This is a genomic window from Sulfitobacter sp. HGT1 (assembly GCF_013282155.1).
In the GTDB taxonomy this organism is placed as follows: Bacteria; Pseudomonadota; Alphaproteobacteria; order Rhodobacterales; family Rhodobacteraceae; genus Sulfitobacter.
This window is the reverse complement of the sequence record NZ_BLWI01000008.1, coordinates 1-21231: the sequence shown is the minus strand read 5'-3', so window position 1 is coordinate 21231 and position 21231 is coordinate 1. Positions and strand designations below refer to the sequence as shown.

Genomic DNA, 21231 nt, shown 5'->3' with positions numbered 1-21231 from the left:
CTATGAAAGATAACTATATTCCGGAGGTCGACGTGACGACAGACAAGATCAAAATCTCGGCCCGTAACGTACAGGTCTATTACGGCGAAAACCACGCCATCAAGGATGTCTCGGTCGAGATTCAGGATAAGACGGTCACCGCCTTTATCGGCCCGTCCGGCTGCGGCAAGTCGACGTTCTTGCGCTGTATCAACCGGATGAACGACACGATTGATATCTGCCGCGTCGAAGGGGACATCCTGATTGATGGCGAAGACATCTATGACCGCAATGTCGACCCCGTACAGCTGCGCGCCAAGGTGGGGATGGTGTTCCAAAAGCCGAACCCGTTCCCGAAATCCATCTATGATAACGTCGCTTACGGCCCACGCATCCACGGTCTGGCCCGCAACAAAACAGAGCTGGATGAAATCGTTGAACGTGCGCTGAAACGTGCGGCGATCTGGAACGAGGTCAAAGACCGCCTGCAAGCGCCCGGTACGGGCCTGTCAGGCGGGCAGCAGCAGCGTTTGTGCATCGCCCGCGCCATTGCGACCGAACCCGAAGTGTTGCTGATGGACGAGCCCTGTTCGGCGTTGGACCCGATTGCCACCGCACAGGTCGAAGAACTGATCGACGAGCTGCGCCAGGATTATTCGGTGGTGATCGTAACCCATTCGATGCAGCAAGCCGCGCGTGTCAGCCAGAAAACCGCGTTTTTCCACCTCGGACATCTGGTTGAATACGGCGAAACAGACAAGATTTTCACATCGCCCGAGGACCCTCGGACGGAAAGCTATATCACAGGCCGGATTGGATAATATCATGTCAGATCAACACATTGCCTCAGCTTTTGACCGCGATCTGGAAGCCGTACAAGCGCAGATCATGAAAATGGGCGGCATGGTCGAAGACGCCATCCGGCTGGCCGCACAATCGCTTGAAACCCGCGACGAAGAACTGGCCGCACAGGTGCGGGCAGGGGACAAGGCCATTGACGCCCTCGAAGAGCTGATCAACGAACGTGCCGCCCGCATCATCGCCTTGCGCGCGCCCACAGCGATTGATTTGCGTCTGATCCTGAGCGTGATCAAGATCAGCGCCAGCCTTGAACGCATTGGCGATTATGCGAAAAACATGGCCAAGCGGAATACGGTTCTGGCGCAACTGCCCGAAGTCAGCGACAGCACCGGTGCGATCCGGCGGATGTGCAAAACCGTCGAGGCGATGCTGAAAGACGCGCTGGACAGCTATGTGCAACGTGACGCGGCCTTGGCGATGGATGTGATCGCGCGCGACACCGATGTTGACCAGATGTACAATGCGCTGTTCCGTGAATTCCTGACCTTTATGATGGAAGACCCGCGCAATATCACGTCGTGCATGCACCTGCATTTCATCGCCAAAAACGTGGAACGCATGGGTGATCTGGTCACGTCGATTGCCGAACAGGTCGTTTATCTGGTCACGGGCACGCATCCCGACGAAGACCGGGTGAAAGCCGACGATACATCGACCCAGCTCAAGGGGTAGGTCATGTCGGTGGCGCAGCCTCAGATCTTGCTGGTCGAAGACGAACCGGCACAGCGCGAAGTTCTGGCCTATAACCTGTCGGCCGAGGGGTTCGAGGTTCGGCGCGCCGAGAATGGCGAAGAAGCGATGCTGCTGGTCGCCGAAGCCTTGCCCGATCTGGTGATCCTGGACTGGATGATGCCATTGCTGAGCGGCATCGAAGTTTGCCGCCAGCTGAAAACCCGCGAGGATACGCGCCATATCCCCGTGATCATGCTATCCGCGCGATCCGAGGAAGTGGACACCGTGCGCGGGCTTGAGACGGGCGCGGATGACTATGTGGTCAAACCCTATTCCATGCGCGAGTTGATGGCGCGTGTACGCACCCAGTTGCGTCGTGTACGGCCTTCGACAGGGGGTGCGACGCTGAGCTTTGACGACATCACCCTTGATCCCGAAACCCACCGAGTGAGCCGCGCCGACCAGCCGTTGAAACTGGGGCCGACAGAATACCGGTTACTGGTGACATTTCTGGAAAGACCGGGCCGCGTGTTCAGCCGCGATCAATTGCTGGATCACGTTTGGGGCCGCGACATCTATGTTGATACGCGCACCGTTGACGTGCACATCGCGCGGCTGCGCAAAGCGTTGACCCAGAATGGTGGCAATGATCCGATCCGCACGGTGCGCGGTGCAGGGTATGCGTTAGGGTAAGCCCGCAAGGCTTTGATCTGAATATATAAAACTAAGTGCGTCTAGCCGTGTGATGCATGACGGGATTGCATCAAACAGGCTGCACGTATTTGCGGGGTGCTGGTGGTTGGGAGTTACTTATAATCAGTATTATGTAATGTAAGGGGGTGCTAAGCCCGCGCTGATTAACCTTACCTTATGCATTAGCTTCTGGCGTGAAGCTCTTGATCCTGTTTATAAAACCGCCTTTTATGTCTGCCAGTTTCTGTGGCTTGATAAGCGCCCCGTTCACAAAGATCACGTTATGCTGTGTCGGCATATACTCACTGTCGCGCAAGAACGGATAGAAACCCAGATCGGCAAATTGTTTGGCGACATGCTCTACGGTTTTTTGTCCTTCGAACCGTTCGACGCGTTCCACCTCGGCCATGGCGAACAGGCATTTGGGCAGCGCGGTCTTTGCGCCATCCAGCAATTGGCTCAGCGCCCCTTCGACGTCGATCCACAAGGCAGCGCGCGTGTCCGTCAATGACGGCAGATATTCCTTGAACGCGGCTTCGTTTTCCAGATCGTCAAAGGTGATGCCCGGCACTTCGACTTTTTTCGTGCGGCCGAAATCAAGATTCAACAGGATCGAGTTCGACGTCTTTGTGTGGCCGCGTTTGCGGTCGCGGTCTGAATCGCTCAGCACCAGATTCAACGGGCCTGTTTTATCGGTCAGCGCATAGTTCAGGTACAAAACGCCGACATCCTCGGCCAGCGGCCCGAATTTCGCATAGTTAAACGGGTTCGCCTCAATCGCGACGGCTTTGCGGCCTTCCTGGGCGCGCACAAAGCGTTTTGATGTCGGCGCACGGTGCGCGCCAAGTTCAAGGATGCATGTGACGTCTTCCAAAGCGATCATTTCATGGAAAACGCGAACCAGTTCCTGATTGGAAAACTGCCGGAATGCGCGGTCGTATCTTTCTACCATATCGTTCTGGAGCGCGAATTGATCTGCCTCGAAAGCGGGATAGTTCATCTGCTGTGCATTTCCTTGTCTTTACGTCCTGTGATCTGCTGTCATAGTCCACAACACCGCTGCCAATGCAATGTTTTCGCAGGTTTTGGTGCGGGTTTCAGCCCAGTTGATCTGCCTTGAGAGGATAAAGAATGACCAGATTAAAAGTAACGGCTGCGCAGATGGTGGATGCTGCACGCGCTCGGATTAACGAGGTCGAAACCCCCGATCTGATCGCGATGATCGACGCCCCCGATGTGGTGATCGTTGATTTGCGCGACATCCGCGAACGCCAGCGCAGCGGCTATATTCCGGGCAGTTTCCATGCGCCACGCGGCATGATCGAATTCTGGATCGACCCCGAAAGCCCGTATTTCAAGCCGGTTTTCGGCGAGGATAAGGCATTCGTCTTTTACTGCGCGTCGGGCTGGCGGTCGGCCATCACCACCGCGACCCTGCTTGATATGGGGTTCGAGGCGGCACATCTGCGCGAGGGGTTTTCGACATGGGAAAAACACGGGGGACCGGTCGAATTCCCTGAAAAGAAAGACTAAACAGGGTTTCGCGCCTGTGATAGGCGTGCGGCACAACGATAAAAGGCATGGCACATGACATCTATTCTTATCCTGAACGGACCAAACTTGAACCTTCTTGGCACGCGGCAGCCAGCGGTTTACGGCTCAACCACTTTGGCAGACGTCGAGGCCATGTGCCGGACCCACGCTGACACGCTTGGCTTTGCGCTTGGGTTCGAGCAATCGAACCATGAAGGTGTGTTGATTGATCTTATTCACGCGGCCAAAGGCACCCATGCCGGGATTATCCTGAATGCGGGTGCATATACACATACGTCGATGGCGTTGATGGATGCGATTTCGTCGGTTGAACTGCCGGTGGTCGAAGTCCACCTGAGCAATATTCACGCCCGCGAGGCATTCCGTCACAAATCCTATATCGCGCCCGTTGCATTGGGGCAGATTTGCGGGTTCGGGGCACAGGGCTATGTGATGGCGTTGGATGCTCTGAAAGGGCATTTTGCCAAGTAATCGGCTGATCTGAAACGGAAAAAGCCCGAAACGAAAAAGGCGGAAGCGCATCTGCGCCCCCGCCCCTCAATCTTGGTATCGGATTGCTTAGCCTTTGGCGGCTTTTGCAACTTCTGCCGCGAAATCTTCTTTGACGACTTCGATGCCTTCGCCAACTTCCAGACGTACGAAACCTGTGATGGTCGCGCCGGCTTCTTTTGCAGCGGCACCAACGGTCAGATCAGGGTTCACAACGAATGCCTGGTTCAGCAATGTCACTTCGGACATGTACTTTTGCATACGGCCAATGATCATCTTTTCGATCACGGCTTCTGGCTTGCCGGATTCGCGTGCGATGTCCATCTGAACCTGCTTTTCCTTCTCGACAACTGCCGGGTCCAGATCTGCTTCGGACAAGGACGCAGGGTTAACAGCGGCGATGTGCATCGCGATCTGTTTACCAAGCGCTTCGTCGCCGCCGGTCATTGCGACCAGAACACCGATTTTGCCCATGTTAGGTGCAGCAGCGTTGTGCACATAGGATACAACAAGGTCGCCATCGAGCGACTGCATGCGGCGCACCGACATGTTTTCGCCGATTGTCGCGATTGCGTCTGTGATGACGGTCGAAACGGGCTTGCCGCCCATGTCGGCCGCGTTCAGCGCGTCAAGGTCGGAAACGTTGATCGCAACATCTGCGATGCCGGAAACCATTTTCTGGAAATCAGCGTTCTTGCCAACAAAGTCGGTCTCGGAGTTAACTTCGACTGCAACACCGTGGCCGCCTTCGACTTTAACCGCGACCAGACCTTCAGCAGCAGTACGGCCGGATTTTTTGGCCGCTTTGGCCAGACCCTTGGTCCGCAGCCAGTCAACGGCCGCTTCCATGTCGCCGTCTGTTTCAGTCAACGCCTTTTTGGCGTCCATCATGCCTGCGCCGGTGGAATCGCGCAGTTCTTTGACCATGGATGCTGTGATTGCCATCGCTTTGGTTCTCCTTGAATTGGGATGATACGAGGGGCAGGTGATGCCTGCTCTCATGTCTCAAAAATGATTGGTGTGTTTGGCGGGCAGAGAATGGTCCCCTGCCCGCCTGTCAGCACAGTCGCTTAGGACTTAGCTGCTTCAACAGTGTCCTGCTTGGATTCGATGTCCAGTGGTGCATCTGCGCCCATTGCATCGTTGGAAACAGTTTCGGAAGATGCTGCGCCGACTTCAACGCCTCCGCCGATCAATGCTTCTTCTACAGGTGCTTCTTCCATTGCGCCGATGTCTACACCAGCTGCACCCAACTGAGCGGACATGCCGTCAAGTGCTGCACGTGCTGCAAGGTCGCAATACAGGCCGATGGCGCGTGCCGCGTCGTCGTTGCCCGGGATGATGTAGTCGATGCCGTCTGGCGAACAGTTGGTGTCGACAACCGCAATAACCGGGATACCCAGTTTGTTGGCTTCGGCGACTGCCAGTGCTTCTTTTTTCACGTCGATGACAAAGATCAGGTCAGGACGGCCGCCCATTTCGCGGATACCGCCAAGGGATGCTTCCAGTTTGAACTGGTCACGCTCCATGCCAAGACGCTCTTTCTTGGTCAGGCCGGTAAAGCCGTTTTCGGACTGCTCGTCGATGGACTTCAGACGCTGGATCGACTTGGAAACAGTCTGCCAGTTGGTCAATGTGCCACCCAACCAGCGGTGGTTCATGTAATACTGTGCGCATTTTTCGGCGGCATCGGCGATAGGCTGTGCGGCCTGACGCTTGGTCCCGACGAAAAGAATGCTGCCGCCTTTGGCGACGGTGTCACGGATGACCTGCAGGGCCTGGTCCAGCATTGGAACAGTCTGTGTCAAATCCATGATGTGGATGCCGTTACGCGCGCCGTAGATGTACGGACCCATACGTGGGTTCCAACGCTGCGTCTGGTGGCCGAAGTGTACGCCTGCTTCAAGCAATTGGCGCATGGAGAACTCTGGAAGAGCCATGTCTTTATACCTTTCCGGTTTTGCCTCGTCGGGGGTCTCGATCCCTGGTGGGACCAACCGGCGGACGTTCAAGGATTTCTCCCTCAAAGGCCCAACCCCGACTGCGGGTTTAAGTAGCGCGCGTATAGGCCGGAATTCTGCCATGTACAAGGGCTGTTTCCGGGCGGCTGGCTTTCTCGGGTGAAATATACACGCGTTGATGGGATCTATTGCTGCGCTTCTAGGTAGAGTTGATCTGCGTCAAAGATTTCGGGGACCATAGCCTGATACCGGTAACGGGTCGCACTCGCTTGCGGATGGAGTGGCTAAGAAAGGAGTGTCCTTTGGATCATCAGACCCCCCCCCTTTTTTTCCAAGAAGATATGCAAACGGCGGACGGGATCATCGGGCCATTCGCCAGCAAGGTGCAAAATATCTTTGGGGCAAAGGGAATATCGATCAACGACCGTCTGTTGATGGTGCTGCTTGCGGCCTGTGAAACGCTGCGGATGGACCATGCCTGTGTCACGCAGGTCAAGGACAAGCAGCTCACGGTCCTTTGTGCGACCTCGTCCGAGATATTCCCGCTGCATGTCGCGCTCAGGGATATCGCGAAGTATACGACCGGGCTGGTTCTTGCGCGAAAATCACTGGTCGTGCTGGAGAAGACAGCGGCAACCCCGATCGAAAAGCCGGTCGATCTGACCGGACAAAGCCCGGGCCGCTTTCTTGGGGTGCCCATTTTGTTTGACGGCGCGGTATGGGGCACGGTCGAGCTGTCAGGCACCGCGCAAAACCGGAGATTTACCAGCGATGAGATCGCTTTGGCCGATGTTCTGGCCACGGTTCTGGCTGTGCCTGTGGCGCTGCTGACCTGATCCTAGCCGCGCCCCATATCTATCTGGTGCCCCTGCCGGACCAGCGTTTCGCACGCCAGTGCCAGTGTCTTGCGGTCGGTGAACGTGTTTACCTTCAGCGGCGGATGGTAGCGGGTTATGACGGTGCCGTGGTCCTTGGCTGCCAGTGTCGCCAGCAAATGCGCGCCAAAGGTCATATCCCCCCACCAGCCATAGAACCGGTCATCGGACCCGTCGGGCGTTGTATAGGTGACGCTGACGGGCTGTATCCAGATCACGTCGCGCAGCTCGGGGGCCATGAATGCCTGAAACAGGGTCGTCTTGAAGGGCAAAACCTGCTGGCCGTCGGTGCTGGTGCCTTCGGGAAAGAACAACAGCCGGTGATTGTGCAAAAGCCGCTGCTGGAAAACCTCGGTCTGTTCGCGGGCGCGTTTGGGGTTGCGTTCGATAAACACGGTACCCGTGGCGCGGGCCAGCCAGCCAATTCCGGGCCAACCGGCGACCTCGGATTTGGCGACGAAATAGATGCGCTGGCTGGCGTTGAGCGAGAAGATATCCAACCAGCTTGCGTGATTGGCAACAACCGCGCCGGGATGCTGCATGGCGGACCCGATCCGGCGGCGGCGCAGCCCGATGATCCAAAAGGCCGTGCGGCAAACCGATTGGGTCAGATGCGGCGTGACCGGTCTTTCTTGGCCGAACAGCGGGCGTTCGATCAGGCGCAGCAGCAGCAAAATGAACAGCCCAAAGAAGACAACAGCCCCCAACAGCAGCCCGCGCAGCATAACCCGCAGCCATCCCATCGGGCCGATCCGGTGTTCCGGCAGGGTTTCAGTGCCATCCCAACGTGTGCTCATTTCGGTGCTCCGCCATAGATTCGGGCCTGTCTGTCGTTCAGTTTGGTCGTGTCCATGATCAGGCAGACATCGGTGGTGTTAAAGGCGTGATCAATAAAGGCCCCGTCCCCGACGCAGCCGCCAAGGCGCAGGTAGGCCTTGATCAGGCTGGGCACCTGAAGCATGGCCTGGCGACGGTCCAGCTGGGCGGCAGGGATCATGTCCATGTTCTGATAGGCGTCCTCGCGGGCGCGGACCCGCAGCTCTGGCGGGGCGAGATGGTTCTGACACAACAGCGACAAGGGCTGCGCGAGGGCTGACAGGTCGGTTCCATGAAAACTGGCCACACCGAACAGGATTTCGATCCGGTGTTGTGCAACATATTGGGCAAGCCCGGACCAAAGGTAATGCATGGCGGCCCCGCCCCGGTAATCGCGGTGCAGACACGAGCGCCCCAATTCAAGGATCTGCCGGCCAGAGCGTTTGAGCAGGGTCAGATCATATTCGTTTTCAGAATAGAACCCCCCGGCCTTTTCAGCCGCCCCTGCCCGCAAAAGACGATAAACGCCAACCACTTGGCCGGTTTTCTTGCAGGTCAGGATCAGGTGGTCGACAAAGGCATCATACTGGTCTTTCTCGAGCCTTTGATCATGGTCGACCAAAGGCCCGCCAGCGCCCAGTTCAGACACGAACACATCATAGCGCAACCGCTGTGCGGCGTGCAGCTCGGACGGTGTGCGGGCCAGCCCGACCTCGAAATTTGCGTTTTTTTCAATGATCATCAGGTCATTCCTTGGTCGCGAGGTGACCGAAACCCCGTCGGTCTGCCAGCCTTGCCGGTGATATTAACCGTTTGCTAACGAAGACCTGCCATCAAACACAGGAGTCAAACCGACCCGAAAGCTGTCTATGACCATTTTGCCCTCGCTTCGAAAGTTCACTGTTAACTTGCCATCTATGTTACTTTGGACCTGTCCGACACCCCAGTCCGGATGTTCGGGATGGCGAACTAACATGCCCGGCGTCAATATGGCGTTAAGATCATCCATGGGCGGTCCTTTAGCAGGGTGGGCAAAAAATGCCTGAGTCAGAGATCGAATTCGCAGCCTTGATTGGCAGCCGCATCTGTCATGATCTGATATCGCCCATAGGCGCTGTCAACAATGGCTTGGAACTTCTTTCCATGACCGGTGTCAGTCCCAGCCCGGAACTGGCCTTGATCGGGGACAGCGTTGACAGTGCCAGCGCGCGCATCCGGTTTTTCCGCGTGGCATTTGGTGCGGCGGCAAACCAGATGCTTGGAGCGGGCGAAATCAACGCGATTTTGCGCGACTATTATCGCGGCAGCAGATGGTCGGTTGAATGGGCACCGGTTGACCCGCAAAAACGCATAGACGTCCGGATGTGTTTTCTGGCGTTGCTCTGTCTGGAAACCGGCATGCCCTATGGCGGGTCAATCCGGGTCGAAACATCCGGTGACAGGTGGGTTTTGCGCGGGCAGACGGAAAAGCTGAACATTGATCCCGATCTTTGGGCGGTTCTGGCCACGCCGACATGCAGCATCAAACTGTGTCCGGCGCAGGTGCAATTCGGGTTGCTGCCCGTCCTCGCTCGCGACGCCGGGCAGCAGATTACATCGAATATCTCACAGACCGAAATTACCCTGTCGTTTTAGACCCGCCTAGCCGCGCACGGTGCCGTCACCGCGCACAAGGTATTTGAACGAGGTCAACTGCTCTGCCCCGACAGGGCCGCGCGCGTGCATCTTGCCTGTGGCGATGCCGATTTCCGCACCCATGCCGAATTCCCCGCCATCGGCGAATTGCGTTGATGCGTTATGCATCAGGATTGCTGAATCCAGCCGGGTCATGAACTTGGTCGCCGCGGCATCGTCTTCGGTGATGATGCAATCGGTGTGGTTGGACCCGAATTCACGGATATGCGCGATGGCACCGTCGATGTCGGGCACGGTTTTGGCGGCGATGATCATATCAAGATATTCGTGGCCCCAGTCGTCCTCGCTTGCAGGAACGGTGCCTTCGATCTCGGACAAGGGGGCTGCGGCGCGGACTTCGACGCCAGCATCGATCAGCGCCTTGATCACACCCTTGCCGATGGTACGGGCAACTTTTTCATGGATCAGCAGACATTCGGCCGACCCGCAAATGCCCGTGCGGCGGGTTTTCGCGTTCAACACTACCTTGAGCACTTTTTCAGGGTCGGCGTTTTCATCAATATAGATGTGCACGATCCCTTCGAGATGGGCAAAGACCGGCACGCGGGCCTCGCGCTGGACCAGCCCCACCAAACCCTTGCCGCCACGTGGCACAATCACGTCAATCGTATCGGTCATGGTCAGCATTTCGCTTACGGCGGCGCGGTCACGGGTGGGCACCAGCTGGATCGCGTCCTTGGGCAGGCCCGCCGCCTCAAGACCGCTTTGCAAGGCCGCGTGAATGGCGCGCGAGCTGTGGAAGCTTTCGGACCCACCGCGCAAAATCACCGCATTGCCCGCCTTGAGACACAAGGCACCGGCATCGGCGGTCACGTTGGGGCGCGATTCATAGATCACGCCGATCACCCCCAAAGGGGTGCGCACGCGCTGGATATGCAGGCCGGAGGGTTGATCCCATTCGGTCAACACCTCGCCCACAGGGTCCTTTTGCGCGGCAATGCTGCGCAGGCTGTCTGTGATCGCCTTGATCCGGTCCTCGTCCAGCAAAAGCCGGTCCATCATCGCATCGGACAGGCCCTTTTCACGGCCATAGTCCATGTCTTGCGCATTGGCGGCCAGAATATCGGCGCGCGCGGCCCACATGGCGTCGGCGGCGTTTTCAAGGGCGGCTTGTTTCTGTTCGGCGCTGGCAAAACCAAGGGTCGCGGCGGCCGCTTTGGCGCGGCGGCCAATCTCTGCCATCAACGCGGGAATGTCGGATGTCTGTGTCATGTCCAAAGTCATAGTCTCAGATCTACTTTTATTCATTTCGGGTAAAGCACTACCTAAGGCCTTCGGCGAGGATTTAAAACCATTTGGAATTCAAGACAGCGCCAGATCGTCCCTGTGGATTAATGCCGCGCGGCCCGGTGATCCTAAAAGCTCTTCAATTTCAGAGCTTTGGTGGCCCTTGATAATCTCGGCCTCGCGGGAGGAATAACGGGTGAGCCCATAACCGATCGTATGTCCGGCGGGCGTCAGGATCGAAATACTGTCGCCGCGGGCAAAGGGGCCCTGCACGGCTGTGACGCCCGCCGGCAGCAGGGATTTGCCCCGCGACATCGCCGCGACCGCGCCCGCATCAAGGGTGACGCTGCCGCGCGGTTTCATCGCGGTGATCCACAATTTACGGGCGGTTTGGGGGTCGGATTGCGCGGTAAACCAAGTGGCATTCGCGCCGTTTTCCAGCGCCAGAAGCGGCCGCAAGGGCGAGCCTTCGGAAATCGCCATCGCGCAGCCGGCGGCGGTGGCGGTTTTGGCGGCCATCAGCTTGGTCTTCATCCCGCCCTTGGACAGGCCAGACCCCGCATCGCCGGCCTGGGCTTCGATTTCGGGGGTAATGGTGGTGACGGTCTCATAGCGGATGGCATCAGGGTCATCATTGGGGTTGGCGGAATAGAACCCGTCAACGTCAGAGAGCAGGATCAGCTGGTCCGCCGCGACGGTCACCGCGATCTGTGCGGCAAGGCGGTCATTGTCGCCAAAACGGATTTCATCGGTGGCCACGGTATCGTTTTCATTCACGATCGGCACGACGCCCAAGGACAAAAGCTGCTCCATCGTGGCGCGGCTGTTGAGATAGCGGCGGCGGTCGGCGCTGTCTTCCAAAGTGACCAGCACCTGCGCGGTGGTGATGCCGTGGGGTTCAAGCGCTTCTTCATAGGCGCGGGCAAGGCGGATCTGGCCAACGGCTGCCGCGGCCTGGGATTGTTCCAGCGCCAGGGTGGTCGCCGGCAGCCCCAGCACGCCGCGCCCCAAGGCGATGGAGCCGGAAGAGACCAGCACGACGTCTTTGCCCTGCCCTTTCAGCCATGCCACATCTTGCGCCAGCGAATGCAGCCATTCGGCGCGCAGTTTGCCGGTTGCCCGGTCCACCAACAGGGCCGAGCCGATTTTGACAACGATACGTTTGCCGTCGCTTAGGGTTGCCAAGGTGCTTCTTCCTCGGCGGGGCGGAAACGCAGGCGGTCATCGTCAATCTGGCCGCGCAGGGCGCGCAGCACGTCGGTGACGCCTTCGCGGGCCACGCCCGACATCATCATGACCTCGCGGCCGCAGGCTTTTTCCAATTCATCACGGGCCGTTACACGCTCTTCTTCATCCAATGCATCAATCTTGTTGAGCACCGTAATGCGGGGCTTATCCGCCAGATCGCCGCCGTATTTTTCCAGCTCTGTGATGATGGTCTGGTAATCTTCGGCGATGGTCTCAGAGGTTCCGTCAATCAGATGCAACAGCACGGCGCAGCGTTCGACATGGCCCAGAAACAGATCGCCAAGGCCGCGCCCCTCAGAGGCACCTTCGATCAGGCCGGGGATATCGGCGACCACAAATTCGGTATTGTCCACGCCCACAACGCCCAGGTTGGGGTGCAGGGTTGTGAACGGATAGTCGGCGATTTTCGGGCGCGCGTTGGAGGTTGCGGCCAGAAACGTGGATTTACCCGCATTGGGCAGGCCCAGCAGGCCCACATCGGCGATCAGTTTCAGACGCAGCCAGATCGTGCGTTCCACGCCTTCCTGGCCGGGGTTGGCGCGGCGGGGGGCCTGGTTGGTGGCGGATTTGAAGTGCAGGTTGCCCCAGCCGCCATTGCCGCCACGGGCCAGTTCAACACGCTGGCCCAATTCGGTCATGTCGGCCAGCACGGTTTCCTGATCTTCGTCCAGCAATTCGGTGCCGACGGGAACGCGCAGAATGATATCGTCGCCATCCTTGCCGGTGCGCTGTTTGCCCATGCCGGGTTGGCCGTTGCGGGCGAAAAAGTGCTGCTGGTAGCGAAAATCGATCAGCGTGTTCAGACCATCCACGGCCTCGGCCCAGACGGAACCGCCGTTGCCACCGTCACCGCCGTCAGGGCCGCCATATTCGATGTATTTCTCGCGACGGAACGACACACAACCGCCCCCGCCTGCGCCAGAGCGGATATAGACTTTGCACAGGTCGAGAAACTTCATTTCAGGGGCCTTTCCGGGGCGCAGGTGGTTACAGCTTGATGCTATAGGTCCATGTAGGTACGCAGGTCTCGCGTGCCAGACAATAGGTTTCGGCATTGCCAAGATAGCGGAAACCCGCATTGGTTAATACTTTGGCCGAAGCCGGGTTATCGCGGAACACCGAGGCGAACATATTCTGGTTGCCCAAAGGGTTGGCCTGAACCAGCGCTTGTACGGCTTCGGATGCCAGATGGGTATTCCAGAACGCAGGTGCAACCCAATATCCGACTTCGGATTGGTCACGGTCCATTTTAACAAGCGATATCACGCCCATCACTTCGGAACCGCCGGTCTTGAGGCCATCCATGACCCAGACATCTTCGGTCCGCGGATCTGCGGTGGCACGGGCGATATAGGCCTCGATCACGCCGGGGGGCAGCGGATGGGCGATCGACACCGTGTTCAACGCGACGCGCGGGTCGCTGGCATAAAGTTCGATCAACCCCTGATCCGAGCGGCGCACGGGGCGCAGGTCAAACCGTTCCGTCTCGATCACGGGCTGGGGCGGTATTTTCAAGGCTTCCACCGTCATGTTCCTCCTCCGAACAATACGAATAGGACTGATGCGACCGTCAGACATGCCAGCGTCCACATCAGGTATCTTTCCCAGATGGTGCCGGCAACGGTCTTGGCAATACCAGCACCTGCCAGCGTCCACAACGGATGCAGGATGATCTGACAGCCCAGCAATATCGCAGCGATTGTCGCGGTCGCGACCAGGGTTGGCGTGCCGGGGGTGACAAAGGCGGTAAAGCTGCCGAAAATCATCGCCCAGGCTTTGGGATTCAGGGGGTGCACAATCAGGCCGGCTGCAAAACCGGGGGCGTTTTCGGTCTGATGTCCCTGCCCCAAGCGCAGGTTCGCAACCTTCCACGCCAGCCAGATGATATAGGCCGCCGAGGCGAATTTGAGCGTGGTAAACAAAAGCGGCGCGCGTGCGGCAAGCTCCATCAAGCCGAAACCGATGGGCCAGATGATCAGCTGCTTGCCAAGGGCCACACCGGCCACAAACGGCAATGCCGCGCGAAAGCCAAAGCGCGCGCCGGTGGCCATCATCGCCATATTGGCGGGGCCCGGCGTGCCGACCTGGCTGACGGCAAAAACCGCCAGGGATGCAACTGCGACGCTCATGATGGTTTCCTTGCGGCGCTCACGTGACCGGACGCGCAGCAGATCCCGGCAAACAGGACGGGGCATGGTATCAGTATCATATCGGCCCCTCCTTTCCGGATGGGTAAAACATCAATGAATGAATAGCAAAAAAGGACCGGCGTTTCCGCCGATCCCTGAATTTTTCAAAACCCTATAAGGTACGGCTTACTCTGCGGCTTCTGCCACTGGCAGAACCGAGATAAACGTGCGGTTTTTCAGGCCCTTGTGGAACTGTACCTTGCCGTCAACCTTTGCAAAGATTGTGTGATCCTTGCCCATGCCAACGCCTTCTGCTGGCCAGAATTTTGTGCCGCGCTGACGCACCAGGATGTTGCCTGGGATAACAGCTTCGCCGCCATATTTTTTAACGCCAAGACGACGTCCAGCGGAGTCGCGACCGTTACGGGATGAACCGCCTGCTTTTTTATGTGCCATTGGTGTCTCTCCTTAGCCTTTTGCGAGTTCTTTGGCCTGTGCGATCCAGTCTTCACGACCCACACGACCTTTGAACGACAGTTTCTCTTCAATCGCTTCTACGTCAGCGTCTGTCCACTCTGCGATTTGTGCAAATGTGGTGATGCCTTCCGCGTGCAGCTTGCCAACGATAACCGGGCCAACGCCAGAGATCTTGCTCAGGTCGTCTGCGCCTTCAACGGCGGCTGCCTTTTTGGCGGGCTTTGCTTTGGCGGGCTTTTCAGCGGCTGGTGCTGCTGCTTTCTTCTCTGCTTTGGTTTTCTTCGCAGGCTTGGCTGCGTCAAACTTGGCAGCGGCGTTGGCTTCGATGGCGGCAACGGCTGCTGCACTTACCGAACCGGTACCGATGGCTGCTTTCGCGCCGGACTTGCCTGCGCCAGATGCCATGATCTCGCCGATTTTAACCAGCGTCAGCTTTTGACGGTGGCCCTTGGTGCGCTTGGAAGAGTGCTTCCGGCGGCGCTTGACGAAGTGGATGACTTTGTCGCCCTTGATCTGGTCAACAACTTCGGCCTGAACGCCGGCATCGTCTACCGTAGGGGAACCGACAACGGGGCTGTCGCCGCCCAGCATCAGAACTTCGTTGAATTGTACTGTGTCGCCCGCGTCAGCAGCCAAACGTTCTACCCGAAGCATATCGCCGGATTGAACTTTGTACTGCTTGCCGCCTGTCTTGATGACCGCAAACATGCGTATTCCTTTTTCGTTTCCGCATCCTGTGGTCCCCGTATCGGGTGTTTTCGGGTCGAAACCCACCTCGGACAGCGCACCCCATTTCGGGATGATCATAAAATAATAAAGGCACCCGAAACGGATACCCTTGGTTAAGAGCTGCCAAATGCACCACCGCTCCCTTTATGTCAAGCGCCGAACCGGGGTTTTCAGGGTTAAAGCTCCTCTGCGACCATATTCAACGCGACGGCACGGCCCAAGGCATAGGAAATCTCGGCATAGGCGGCACCATAGCCGTCAAACAGCGCCCTGTTCAGCGCAATACCGGCTTTGGTTTCGGCAAATGCAATGTACTGGTCCAGCGCCGCATCCTCCAGCGGCGAATAGGCCAGCAGCAAATACCCGTAAAGCCAACCGGTGGTGTCCTCGGTAATCGCGTCCTGCTGATCGGTGACTTCGGCCAGCATTTCATCGTCGGTCATGTCCATCGCACCGCCATCGCCCAGACCCCGCATGAATTGATAGTTCGAATTCATCGCGGCGGTGACATTGCGGTTGATCATGTCGCCACCGTCGATCAGCGCAGTGATCCGGGCCAGACGCGAGTCGTTGGTCCCTTCGAGTTCGGCGAATTTCGTGCGCGCGGCATCCTCGATATCCTCATTGCCAATGGCGGCACGGGCGGCATTTTCCAGCTTGATGACCTGCGCCCCTGGCTCCGTCGCGAAAAAGCGGATCACCTCTTCGCGCATGTCGCCTTGCACTTCTGCCTCAAGATGGGCGCGCAAGGTTTCGGTCAGCCGTTGGGGGTTATAGATCGCATCGACCTGCAACTGCCAGCCTGCGCCCCCCTGCCCGCCCAGCATGTCCTGATTGATGGTCTCGGCATATTCGACCCCCTCGGCCTGCAAGATCACTGCGACCTCGTCGATCCTGAGGACATCCATCAGAACCTGCGCACGCGCATCGGCCCAGACCGGCGCGGCCAGCACCCAGAGCAGCGGGATTAAAAACAGCTGGCGCATCACAGATCCTGACTGGGCTGCATGCCCGCCAACCTTTGGGCCACAGCCTCATAGCGGTTCGCCATGATCTCGTACTGAACGGCATTCATCAGGGCATAGACCTTCTGCATCTTCGGGTCTTCCAAAGCCTGCGCATAGGTCAGGACCTCGTCATCCGAAAAGGCCTGATAGGTATAGGCCGACCCCGCCAGCGCGTTTTCCTTGATGGATACGCGCATCTCGGGTTCCTGACGGCGCACAGCCTCGCGCAGGTCGGGTTCTTCCATTTGCAAGCGGATCACCCCTGCGCCTGCGGCGGCCATCAGAAACCTGATCTGCACCTCCTGGATCGCCCGGATCGAGCTGTCTTCGACGTCGCTTGCCGCGTTCAGCTTGGCCAGCAAGGCGACACGGGCGGGATTGATGCGGCGCAGCCCCTCAAGGATCGCGGTGCCTGCTTCCGACTTGGCATCGGAATCCTCTTTCATATGCGACGCGTTTTCAGCAGCAACCAGCCGTTTGCCCAGATCGGTGGCGTAAAATGCCGCCGCATGGTCCAACGCGTCATCATCCAGCGTTTCCGACAGAATATCGGAGCCCATTTGCAGCATCACATCGGTGTCAAATACCTCGCGGACCAGCCGTGACCATTCAGACCCGAAATCAGCGGCATCAATGCCCAGCATCTGCGGGGCCGAATCTGCCGACAGCCGGATGCTTTCCAGCGCCACGTCAAAGCCCGTCACCTCCAGAAACGCATCGACGCGCTGGTGGTCGGCTGCCTGTGCGGGCGGTGCAAAACCCGCGATCCCGATGGCCGTCGCCAAGGTCACATACTGACAAATTCGTAAGAGCGCCCGCATCACACTGCATCCTTTTGTTATTTACGCCTCTGATCTTAGAAGAAATCCGCCGGGCAACAATGAAAATCCCCGTGACCCAGAATTCTGCCCCTGCCCCCCTTGCCAGCCCGTCCAATCGGGACTAAACGAGCGCACCACACCGATGCGGAGAGGTGCCGGAGTGGTCGAACGGGACGGTTTCGAAAACCGTTGAGCCTCTAAAGGGTTCCCAGGGTTCGAATCCCTGTCTCTCCGCCAACACTCCCCTGCCCCCCTTATATATATGAAAATAAGGACTTACAGGGTATACGGATGTTAGTTTGGAGGTTATCACGGAGGTTATAGTAACTCTCCTAGGTGGTCTTAACGCAGTATCCAGCGGCTACACTCAGCTTCCAAAAAGGCAAGTACTACGCCGTTGTCACAATCCCTGAACCACTGAGAGAATATTTCAAAGGGCGCAAGCAGCTCAAGCGCTCTACTGGGACGTCAGACAGGAAGCTCGCTGAGCAAAAACTGCATCGGAAGACATCAGAGATTTATGGCGAGCTAGAGAAGGCCAATCAAAAACTTAGCCCCATCTATGTTGCGTTAAGAAGTTACATTGAGACGATTGGCACCAGCGACATCCTAAACCTGTCCACAAAGAATTTAGCTGATCCACTTGTGGTTGAGGATATCCTTTTTCAGCTTCGTCGGGACGCTACCGAAAGTAAGCGTGGCGATGGCAGTGATGATGCGAGGTTTCATGCAGAGGTCCGGATCGAAGCCGTGGAAGATGCGATAAATCGTCTCAATAGCCCTAAGCTAGCCCAGATCGAGAAATCAAAGAAGAAGAAATTTTCCGACGCGGCAGCGGAGTACTTGGTAAGTAACTCATGGGGTCGAGACAAAACAAAGGCTGCGGCTCAGAAAGCGTGGTCAGAATTCATAGAGATTATGGGTGACTTGCCTGTTTCTAGTATCACTAAACCAGTTGGCTATAAATACGCCAAAAAGCTCGCTGAGACGCTAGCAAATAAGACGATCAAGAACCGCATCGGTTACGTGTCACAAGTCCTTATATTCAATGAGAAAGAAGGATTTATAGACATCAACCCACTCAAAGGACTTGAACTAAACAGATACGGTAAGAAATCTGAGCGTTACAGAAGTTTTACGACAGATCAACTGCACGAATTATTTAAGCAAGACCTACCTAAGGACGTAAGACTTCTTCTGTCTGTATTAGTAACCACAGGTATGCGGATAGACGAAGCCGCACTGCTTACCTCCGATGATATAAAGATCGATGGTGTCATCCCTTTCTTTGATCTTACTGCCAGTGACAAGGTAATCAAGAACATCGGCTCAGCGCGGCAAGTACCAATCACACCAGAGATATTTACTAATATTGGAACTGCTACTGGACGGCTGTTTCCAAGGTTTAAAGTGGATGCTGACGGCAAAGCTCAATCAGGCGCATCAAAGGCTTGCATGACTTTTATCAGAAAAGTTACCAACGATCGTAAGTTAGTGGTTCATTCCCTCAGAGGAACACTGAAAGACAAGTTGCGAGATGCAGGTGTTCAAAAAGAGATCAATGACTTCATAACAGGACATGGCTCAAGTGACGTTGCTGGCAGTTATGGCTCTGGTCCCTCTCTGAAAGTGAGGTATGAGGCACTGTGCAAGGTTGACCATCCTTGGTTAGAGAGGAAAGCACCCTGATCTGGTCTTAATTGCACTGATAGACTTCTGAGGCCACTATGGGCTTCTATCACTACGTTAGCTCTCTCTTCTAATTATCTTTAATAAAAGAGAAAAGGAGGAGAGTTAAGGTTGCTATGGCAGATCCTTTGAACGAAGGAGTGATAAGGGTTTAGGCATCTATAACCAACAGACCACCCCCTACTGCATTACTAGGAAGAGTTGAGCTTTTTGTCCTGAGCTGTCTGATCCAGATGGAGAATGCCACACCGACAAGCCAAGCGACCGCCACACCCCCTCACAGCCACCCTAAAGTCCATCAAGCTCCATTGCCTCTTACCCTGCCTAACGAGCCTAAGAGCCTCTCGTGGACTCCTACCATGCGCAGAGGTTGGCGGGATGAGGATGCCGCGCAATTACTGCAGGAAGAGACGAACGATGATGCACAAGGCAGATTGTTACGCTGTCCGGGGCAGCTTGGTGAAATAAAAATCTATTGGCAGGTACGCGGTAATATATGCATCCCATCGAAACCATCTGGCAGACTAAAGCTAAGCTGCTCTGCAGCTCGAGTGGCATAGCGACTGTTGTAATCCCAGAAATCAAAATGCCTGAGATTAACAAGATTCCGAGCCTCAGCTCCCTTAATGGAGAATGTCATTTGGATGACTTCGATATCCCCTTCCCAATTTGATGTGTGTTTAGTCAATTGGACATGCGGACCGTCTTTTCCTAATCTCATATTCTCATATAGTCGCCATTCGGTCCCTGGAGCCAGAACAGCTCCACCCTTCCAACTTAGGGTAGCGAGCATCTGCAACTTACCATCACGGCACCAAATTTCATTTCTTACTGCGGCATCCATCCTCTGGTATTTAAACTCAATTATTGCAACACCGTTTTTGTAAGCCTCAATAAATGTCATCGCGAACGATGCGTTATCAACATTTGTCACGCGCAGTTCATCTGCAGTCATCCAGTGCATATCCTTTGGGTTCGTTATAGAAGCCAATTGTAACATCTCTGCAGAAATTCCCATTTCCTTTAGGTAGCTCAGAAGACGGGAAATAGTTTCTTGGTCATCTTTTTTATCATTTGCTGAGTACACTTTCTCATCTGGTTTCATAAGTGCAACAGGATTGTAAAATTGATGGACTCCAACTCTCCCAATCTTCTGAAATCCAACACGCTCAGGGCGAACGTTTTGGGTTGCATATCTCTCAACACCGCCGACAAAAGAAAACGAACAAGCCGAAGCACACATTGCACCGCTCCCATCGAACTCAGGGTCTAAAAGGTGCCAGTGGTTATCTTTATATTTTTCCTTAATCTTTGACTGCGAGACAACTGTGGAAACCCCTAAAGTCCGAAAAATCACTCCAAGCTGGACTCCAGCTATCAAGTTCCCGCCAGGCGAGTTGAGGTGTATGTCAACTCCATTGAAATTAGAGTATCCGGATTGATCTACAAATTTTCGGAAGTGCTCAGGTGTATCAGCAGTAATTTTCCCATCAGCTCTAATAAACGAACACGTCAGGCAGTTCCCGCCCGTCGTAACTTGCTTGAAATCCATCTCACCATTTTGATCAGCTGCAAGAGAAACCGAAGGGAGTAGAGAAGCTGCAAAGGTTATGACAAATAATAGTAGTCTCAAGAAAAATTACTCCTACACCTCTTGAAGTGCAAATACTAAAATAGCAGATAGCGATCAGCATTTCTTAATGAAAATAGTATGACGCTAGCTATTGCGTAAATCTGGCGAACATGTGGGGAATGGCAGGCAAAATTAAGGCTAGGAGGGGAAAATTCTTGAATGTCCACCTCGCGTTCAGACTTTCTTCTAATCATCTTTAATATAAAAAGAAAGAAGGACGGTTGAGGTAGCTAAGGCAGCTCCTCTGAACGAACGGAGTGCCAAAGGTGTAGAACCACCAGACCACCCCCTACTGGATTACTAGGAAGAGTTGAGCTTTTTGTCCTGAGCTGTCTGATCCAGATGGAGAATGCCACACCGACAAGTCAAGCGACCTACAGCCCCTCATGGCCACCCTAGATTCCACCCAACCCCATTGCCTGACACACCCCGCCTAATGGGCTTGATGGCGCTCTCATGGACTCTGATGGCGTGCGTGTTGGATGTCACTTAAAACTGACCCGGTAGAGGTCAGAATTGTCACTGAGAAATGACCCATGTGCAACCGTGCCCCTGACGGGATTTGTCGGGGGTCATTGGAGTGATAGACATGGGATTTTTGAGCGTAATTCGACGGTGGGCTTTAAGGGACAAGATGCCCATTCGCGAGATTTCACGGCGGACTGGGGTGGCTGGG

24 protein-coding genes and 1 tRNA gene are annotated in these 21231 nt (G+C 56.0%); 9 read left to right on the top strand and 16 right to left on the bottom strand.

All coding sequences use genetic code 11. From position 1 onward, the window contains the following. The first annotated feature begins 2 nt into the window (after window positions 1–2). Genes pstB through phoB form a run of 3 tightly spaced genes read left to right on the top strand, consistent with a single transcriptional unit; the run spans window position 3 to window position 2205 of the window. Entirely contained in the window at window positions 3–800 is a 798-nt protein-coding gene (pstB, locus tag HGT1_RS06330; RefSeq protein WP_176249096.1) for a phosphate ABC transporter ATP-binding protein PstB, read from the top strand. A gap of 4 nt (window positions 801–804) precedes the next feature. Next, entirely contained in the window at window positions 805–1512 is a 708-nt protein-coding gene (gene phoU / locus HGT1_RS06325; protein ID WP_176249095.1) for a phosphate signaling complex protein PhoU, read from the top strand. 3 nt (window positions 1513–1515) lie between these two features. Further along, window positions 1516–2205, top strand: coding sequence for a phosphate regulon transcriptional regulator PhoB (gene phoB / locus HGT1_RS06320; protein ID WP_176249094.1), 690 nt, complete (start codon window positions 1516–1518; stop codon window positions 2203–2205). 175 nt (window positions 2206–2380) lie between these two features. Here the strand turns inward: phoB and HGT1_RS06315 are convergent, their stop codons facing one another. Then, on the bottom strand, window positions 2381–3205 hold the full coding sequence (locus HGT1_RS06315) for an FkbM family methyltransferase (protein WP_176249093.1): 825 nt from the start codon (window positions 3203–3205) through the stop codon (window positions 2381–2383). A gap of 131 nt (window positions 3206–3336) precedes the next feature. Here HGT1_RS06315 and HGT1_RS06310 point away from each other — a divergent pair, with 131 nt between their 5' ends. Together HGT1_RS06310 and aroQ are read left to right on the top strand one after the other, a co-directional pair. Further along, entirely contained in the window at window positions 3337–3738 is a 402-nt protein-coding gene (locus tag HGT1_RS06310) for a rhodanese-like domain-containing protein (RefSeq protein WP_176249092.1), read from the top strand. A gap of 54 nt (window positions 3739–3792) precedes the next feature. After that, on the top strand, window positions 3793–4230 hold the full coding sequence (gene aroQ / locus HGT1_RS06305; protein WP_176249091.1) for a type II 3-dehydroquinate dehydratase: 438 nt from the start codon (window positions 3793–3795) through the stop codon (window positions 4228–4230). A gap of 87 nt (window positions 4231–4317) precedes the next feature. Here the strand turns inward: aroQ and tsf are convergent, their stop codons facing one another. Continuing rightward, window positions 4318–5193 carry a translation elongation factor Ts gene (gene tsf / locus HGT1_RS06300; RefSeq protein WP_176249090.1) on the bottom strand — a complete coding sequence of 292 codons (876 nt, stop codon included), beginning with the start codon at window positions 5191–5193 and terminating at the stop codon, window positions 4318–4320. A gap of 125 nt (window positions 5194–5318) precedes the next feature. Then, on the bottom strand, window positions 5319–6188 hold the full coding sequence (rpsB, locus tag HGT1_RS06295) for a 30S ribosomal protein S2 (RefSeq protein ID WP_176249089.1): 870 nt from the start codon (window positions 6186–6188) through the stop codon (window positions 5319–5321). Between the two features lie 323 nt (window positions 6189–6511). Between rpsB and HGT1_RS06290 the strand changes: the two genes are divergently transcribed. After that, a complete protein-coding gene (locus HGT1_RS06290; RefSeq protein WP_176249088.1) occupies window positions 6512–7045 on the top strand; it encodes a GAF domain-containing protein in 534 nt (177 codons plus the stop codon). A gap of 2 nt (window positions 7046–7047) precedes the next feature. Here HGT1_RS06290 and HGT1_RS06285 read toward each other — a convergent pair whose 3' ends face one another. From HGT1_RS06285 to HGT1_RS06275, 3 genes are all read right to left on the bottom strand, one after another. Continuing rightward, window positions 7048–7881 carry a 1-acyl-sn-glycerol-3-phosphate acyltransferase gene (locus tag HGT1_RS06285; RefSeq protein WP_176249087.1) on the bottom strand — a complete coding sequence of 278 codons (834 nt, stop codon included), beginning with the start codon at window positions 7879–7881 and terminating at the stop codon, window positions 7048–7050. Beyond that, entirely contained in the window at window positions 7878–8642 is a 765-nt protein-coding gene (locus HGT1_RS06280; RefSeq protein WP_176249086.1) for a GNAT family N-acetyltransferase, read from the bottom strand. The genes HGT1_RS06285 and HGT1_RS06280 overlap by 4 nt, the downstream gene beginning before the upstream one ends. Window positions 8643–8705: 63 nt before the next feature. Next, window positions 8706–8909 (bottom strand): DUF3553 domain-containing protein, encoded by a 204-nt coding sequence (locus tag HGT1_RS06275; protein ID WP_176249085.1) that lies wholly within the window; start codon window positions 8907–8909, stop codon window positions 8706–8708. Window positions 8910–8938: 29 nt separating this feature from the next. Between HGT1_RS06275 and HGT1_RS06270 the strand changes: the two genes are divergently transcribed. Beyond that, the gene (locus tag HGT1_RS06270; RefSeq protein ID WP_176249084.1) at window positions 8939–9535 is read left to right on the top strand and encodes a histidine phosphotransferase family protein; all 597 of its coding nucleotides are present in this window, start codon (window positions 8939–8941) and stop codon (window positions 9533–9535) included. A 6-nt stretch (window positions 9536–9541) separates the two neighbouring features. Here the strand turns inward: HGT1_RS06270 and HGT1_RS06265 are convergent, their stop codons facing one another. The 9 genes from HGT1_RS06265 to HGT1_RS06225 all read right to left on the bottom strand — a co-directional run bounded on the left by HGT1_RS06265 (window position 9542) and on the right by HGT1_RS06225 (window position 17233). Beyond that, the gene (locus tag HGT1_RS06265) at window positions 9542–10819 is read right to left on the bottom strand and encodes a glutamate-5-semialdehyde dehydrogenase (RefSeq protein WP_176249083.1); all 1278 of its coding nucleotides are present in this window, start codon (window positions 10817–10819) and stop codon (window positions 9542–9544) included. A gap of 78 nt (window positions 10820–10897) precedes the next feature. Continuing rightward, complete coding sequence (proB, locus tag HGT1_RS06260) at window positions 10898–12007, bottom strand: glutamate 5-kinase (RefSeq protein ID WP_176249082.1); 1110 nt, start codon at window positions 12005–12007, stop codon at window positions 10898–10900. Further along, window positions 11995–13029: a GTPase ObgE gene (obgE, locus tag HGT1_RS06255; protein WP_176249081.1), complete on the bottom strand. Its 1035-nt coding sequence runs from the start codon at window positions 13027–13029 to the stop codon at window positions 11995–11997. The genes proB and obgE overlap by 13 nt, the downstream gene beginning before the upstream one ends. Before the next feature lie 28 nt (window positions 13030–13057). Further along, window positions 13058–13600, bottom strand: coding sequence for a GNAT family N-acetyltransferase (locus HGT1_RS06250; protein ID WP_176249080.1), 543 nt, complete (start codon window positions 13598–13600; stop codon window positions 13058–13060). Beyond that, a complete protein-coding gene (locus HGT1_RS06245) occupies window positions 13597–14199 on the bottom strand; it encodes a LysE family translocator (protein ID WP_176249079.1) in 603 nt (200 codons plus the stop codon). The genes HGT1_RS06250 and HGT1_RS06245 overlap by 4 nt, the downstream gene beginning before the upstream one ends. A 186-nt stretch (window positions 14200–14385) precedes the next feature. Beyond that, window positions 14386–14655 carry a 50S ribosomal protein L27 gene (gene rpmA, locus HGT1_RS06240; protein WP_008225807.1) on the bottom strand — a complete coding sequence of 90 codons (270 nt, stop codon included), beginning with the start codon at window positions 14653–14655 and terminating at the stop codon, window positions 14386–14388. A gap of 12 nt (window positions 14656–14667) precedes the next feature. Next, window positions 14668–15384, bottom strand: a complete 717-nt coding sequence (locus tag HGT1_RS06235) for a 50S ribosomal protein L21 (protein ID WP_176249078.1) — start codon at window positions 15382–15384, stop codon at window positions 14668–14670. 197 nt (window positions 15385–15581) lie between these two features. Continuing rightward, window positions 15582–16391, bottom strand: a complete 810-nt coding sequence (locus HGT1_RS06230) for a hypothetical protein (protein ID WP_176249077.1) — start codon at window positions 16389–16391, stop codon at window positions 15582–15584. Beyond that, window positions 16391–17233, bottom strand: coding sequence for a DUF2059 domain-containing protein (locus HGT1_RS06225; protein WP_176249076.1), 843 nt, complete (start codon window positions 17231–17233; stop codon window positions 16391–16393). The genes HGT1_RS06230 and HGT1_RS06225 overlap by 1 nt, the downstream gene beginning before the upstream one ends. Window positions 17234–17379: 146 nt before the next feature. Between HGT1_RS06225 and HGT1_RS06220 the strand changes: the two genes are divergently transcribed. Both HGT1_RS06220 and HGT1_RS06215 read left to right on the top strand, forming a co-directional pair. After that, a tRNA-Ser gene (locus HGT1_RS06220) sits at window positions 17380–17470 on the top strand. 99 nt (window positions 17471–17569) lie between these two features. Beyond that, complete coding sequence (locus HGT1_RS06215) at window positions 17570–18922, top strand: DUF6538 domain-containing protein (RefSeq protein ID WP_176249075.1); 1353 nt, start codon at window positions 17570–17572, stop codon at window positions 18920–18922. 472 nt (window positions 18923–19394) lie between these two features. Here the strand turns inward: HGT1_RS06215 and HGT1_RS06210 are convergent, their stop codons facing one another. Continuing rightward, window positions 19395–20555 (bottom strand): hypothetical protein, encoded by a 1161-nt coding sequence (locus HGT1_RS06210; RefSeq protein ID WP_176249074.1) that lies wholly within the window; start codon window positions 20553–20555, stop codon window positions 19395–19397. Window positions 20556–21231: the final 676 nt, after the last annotated feature.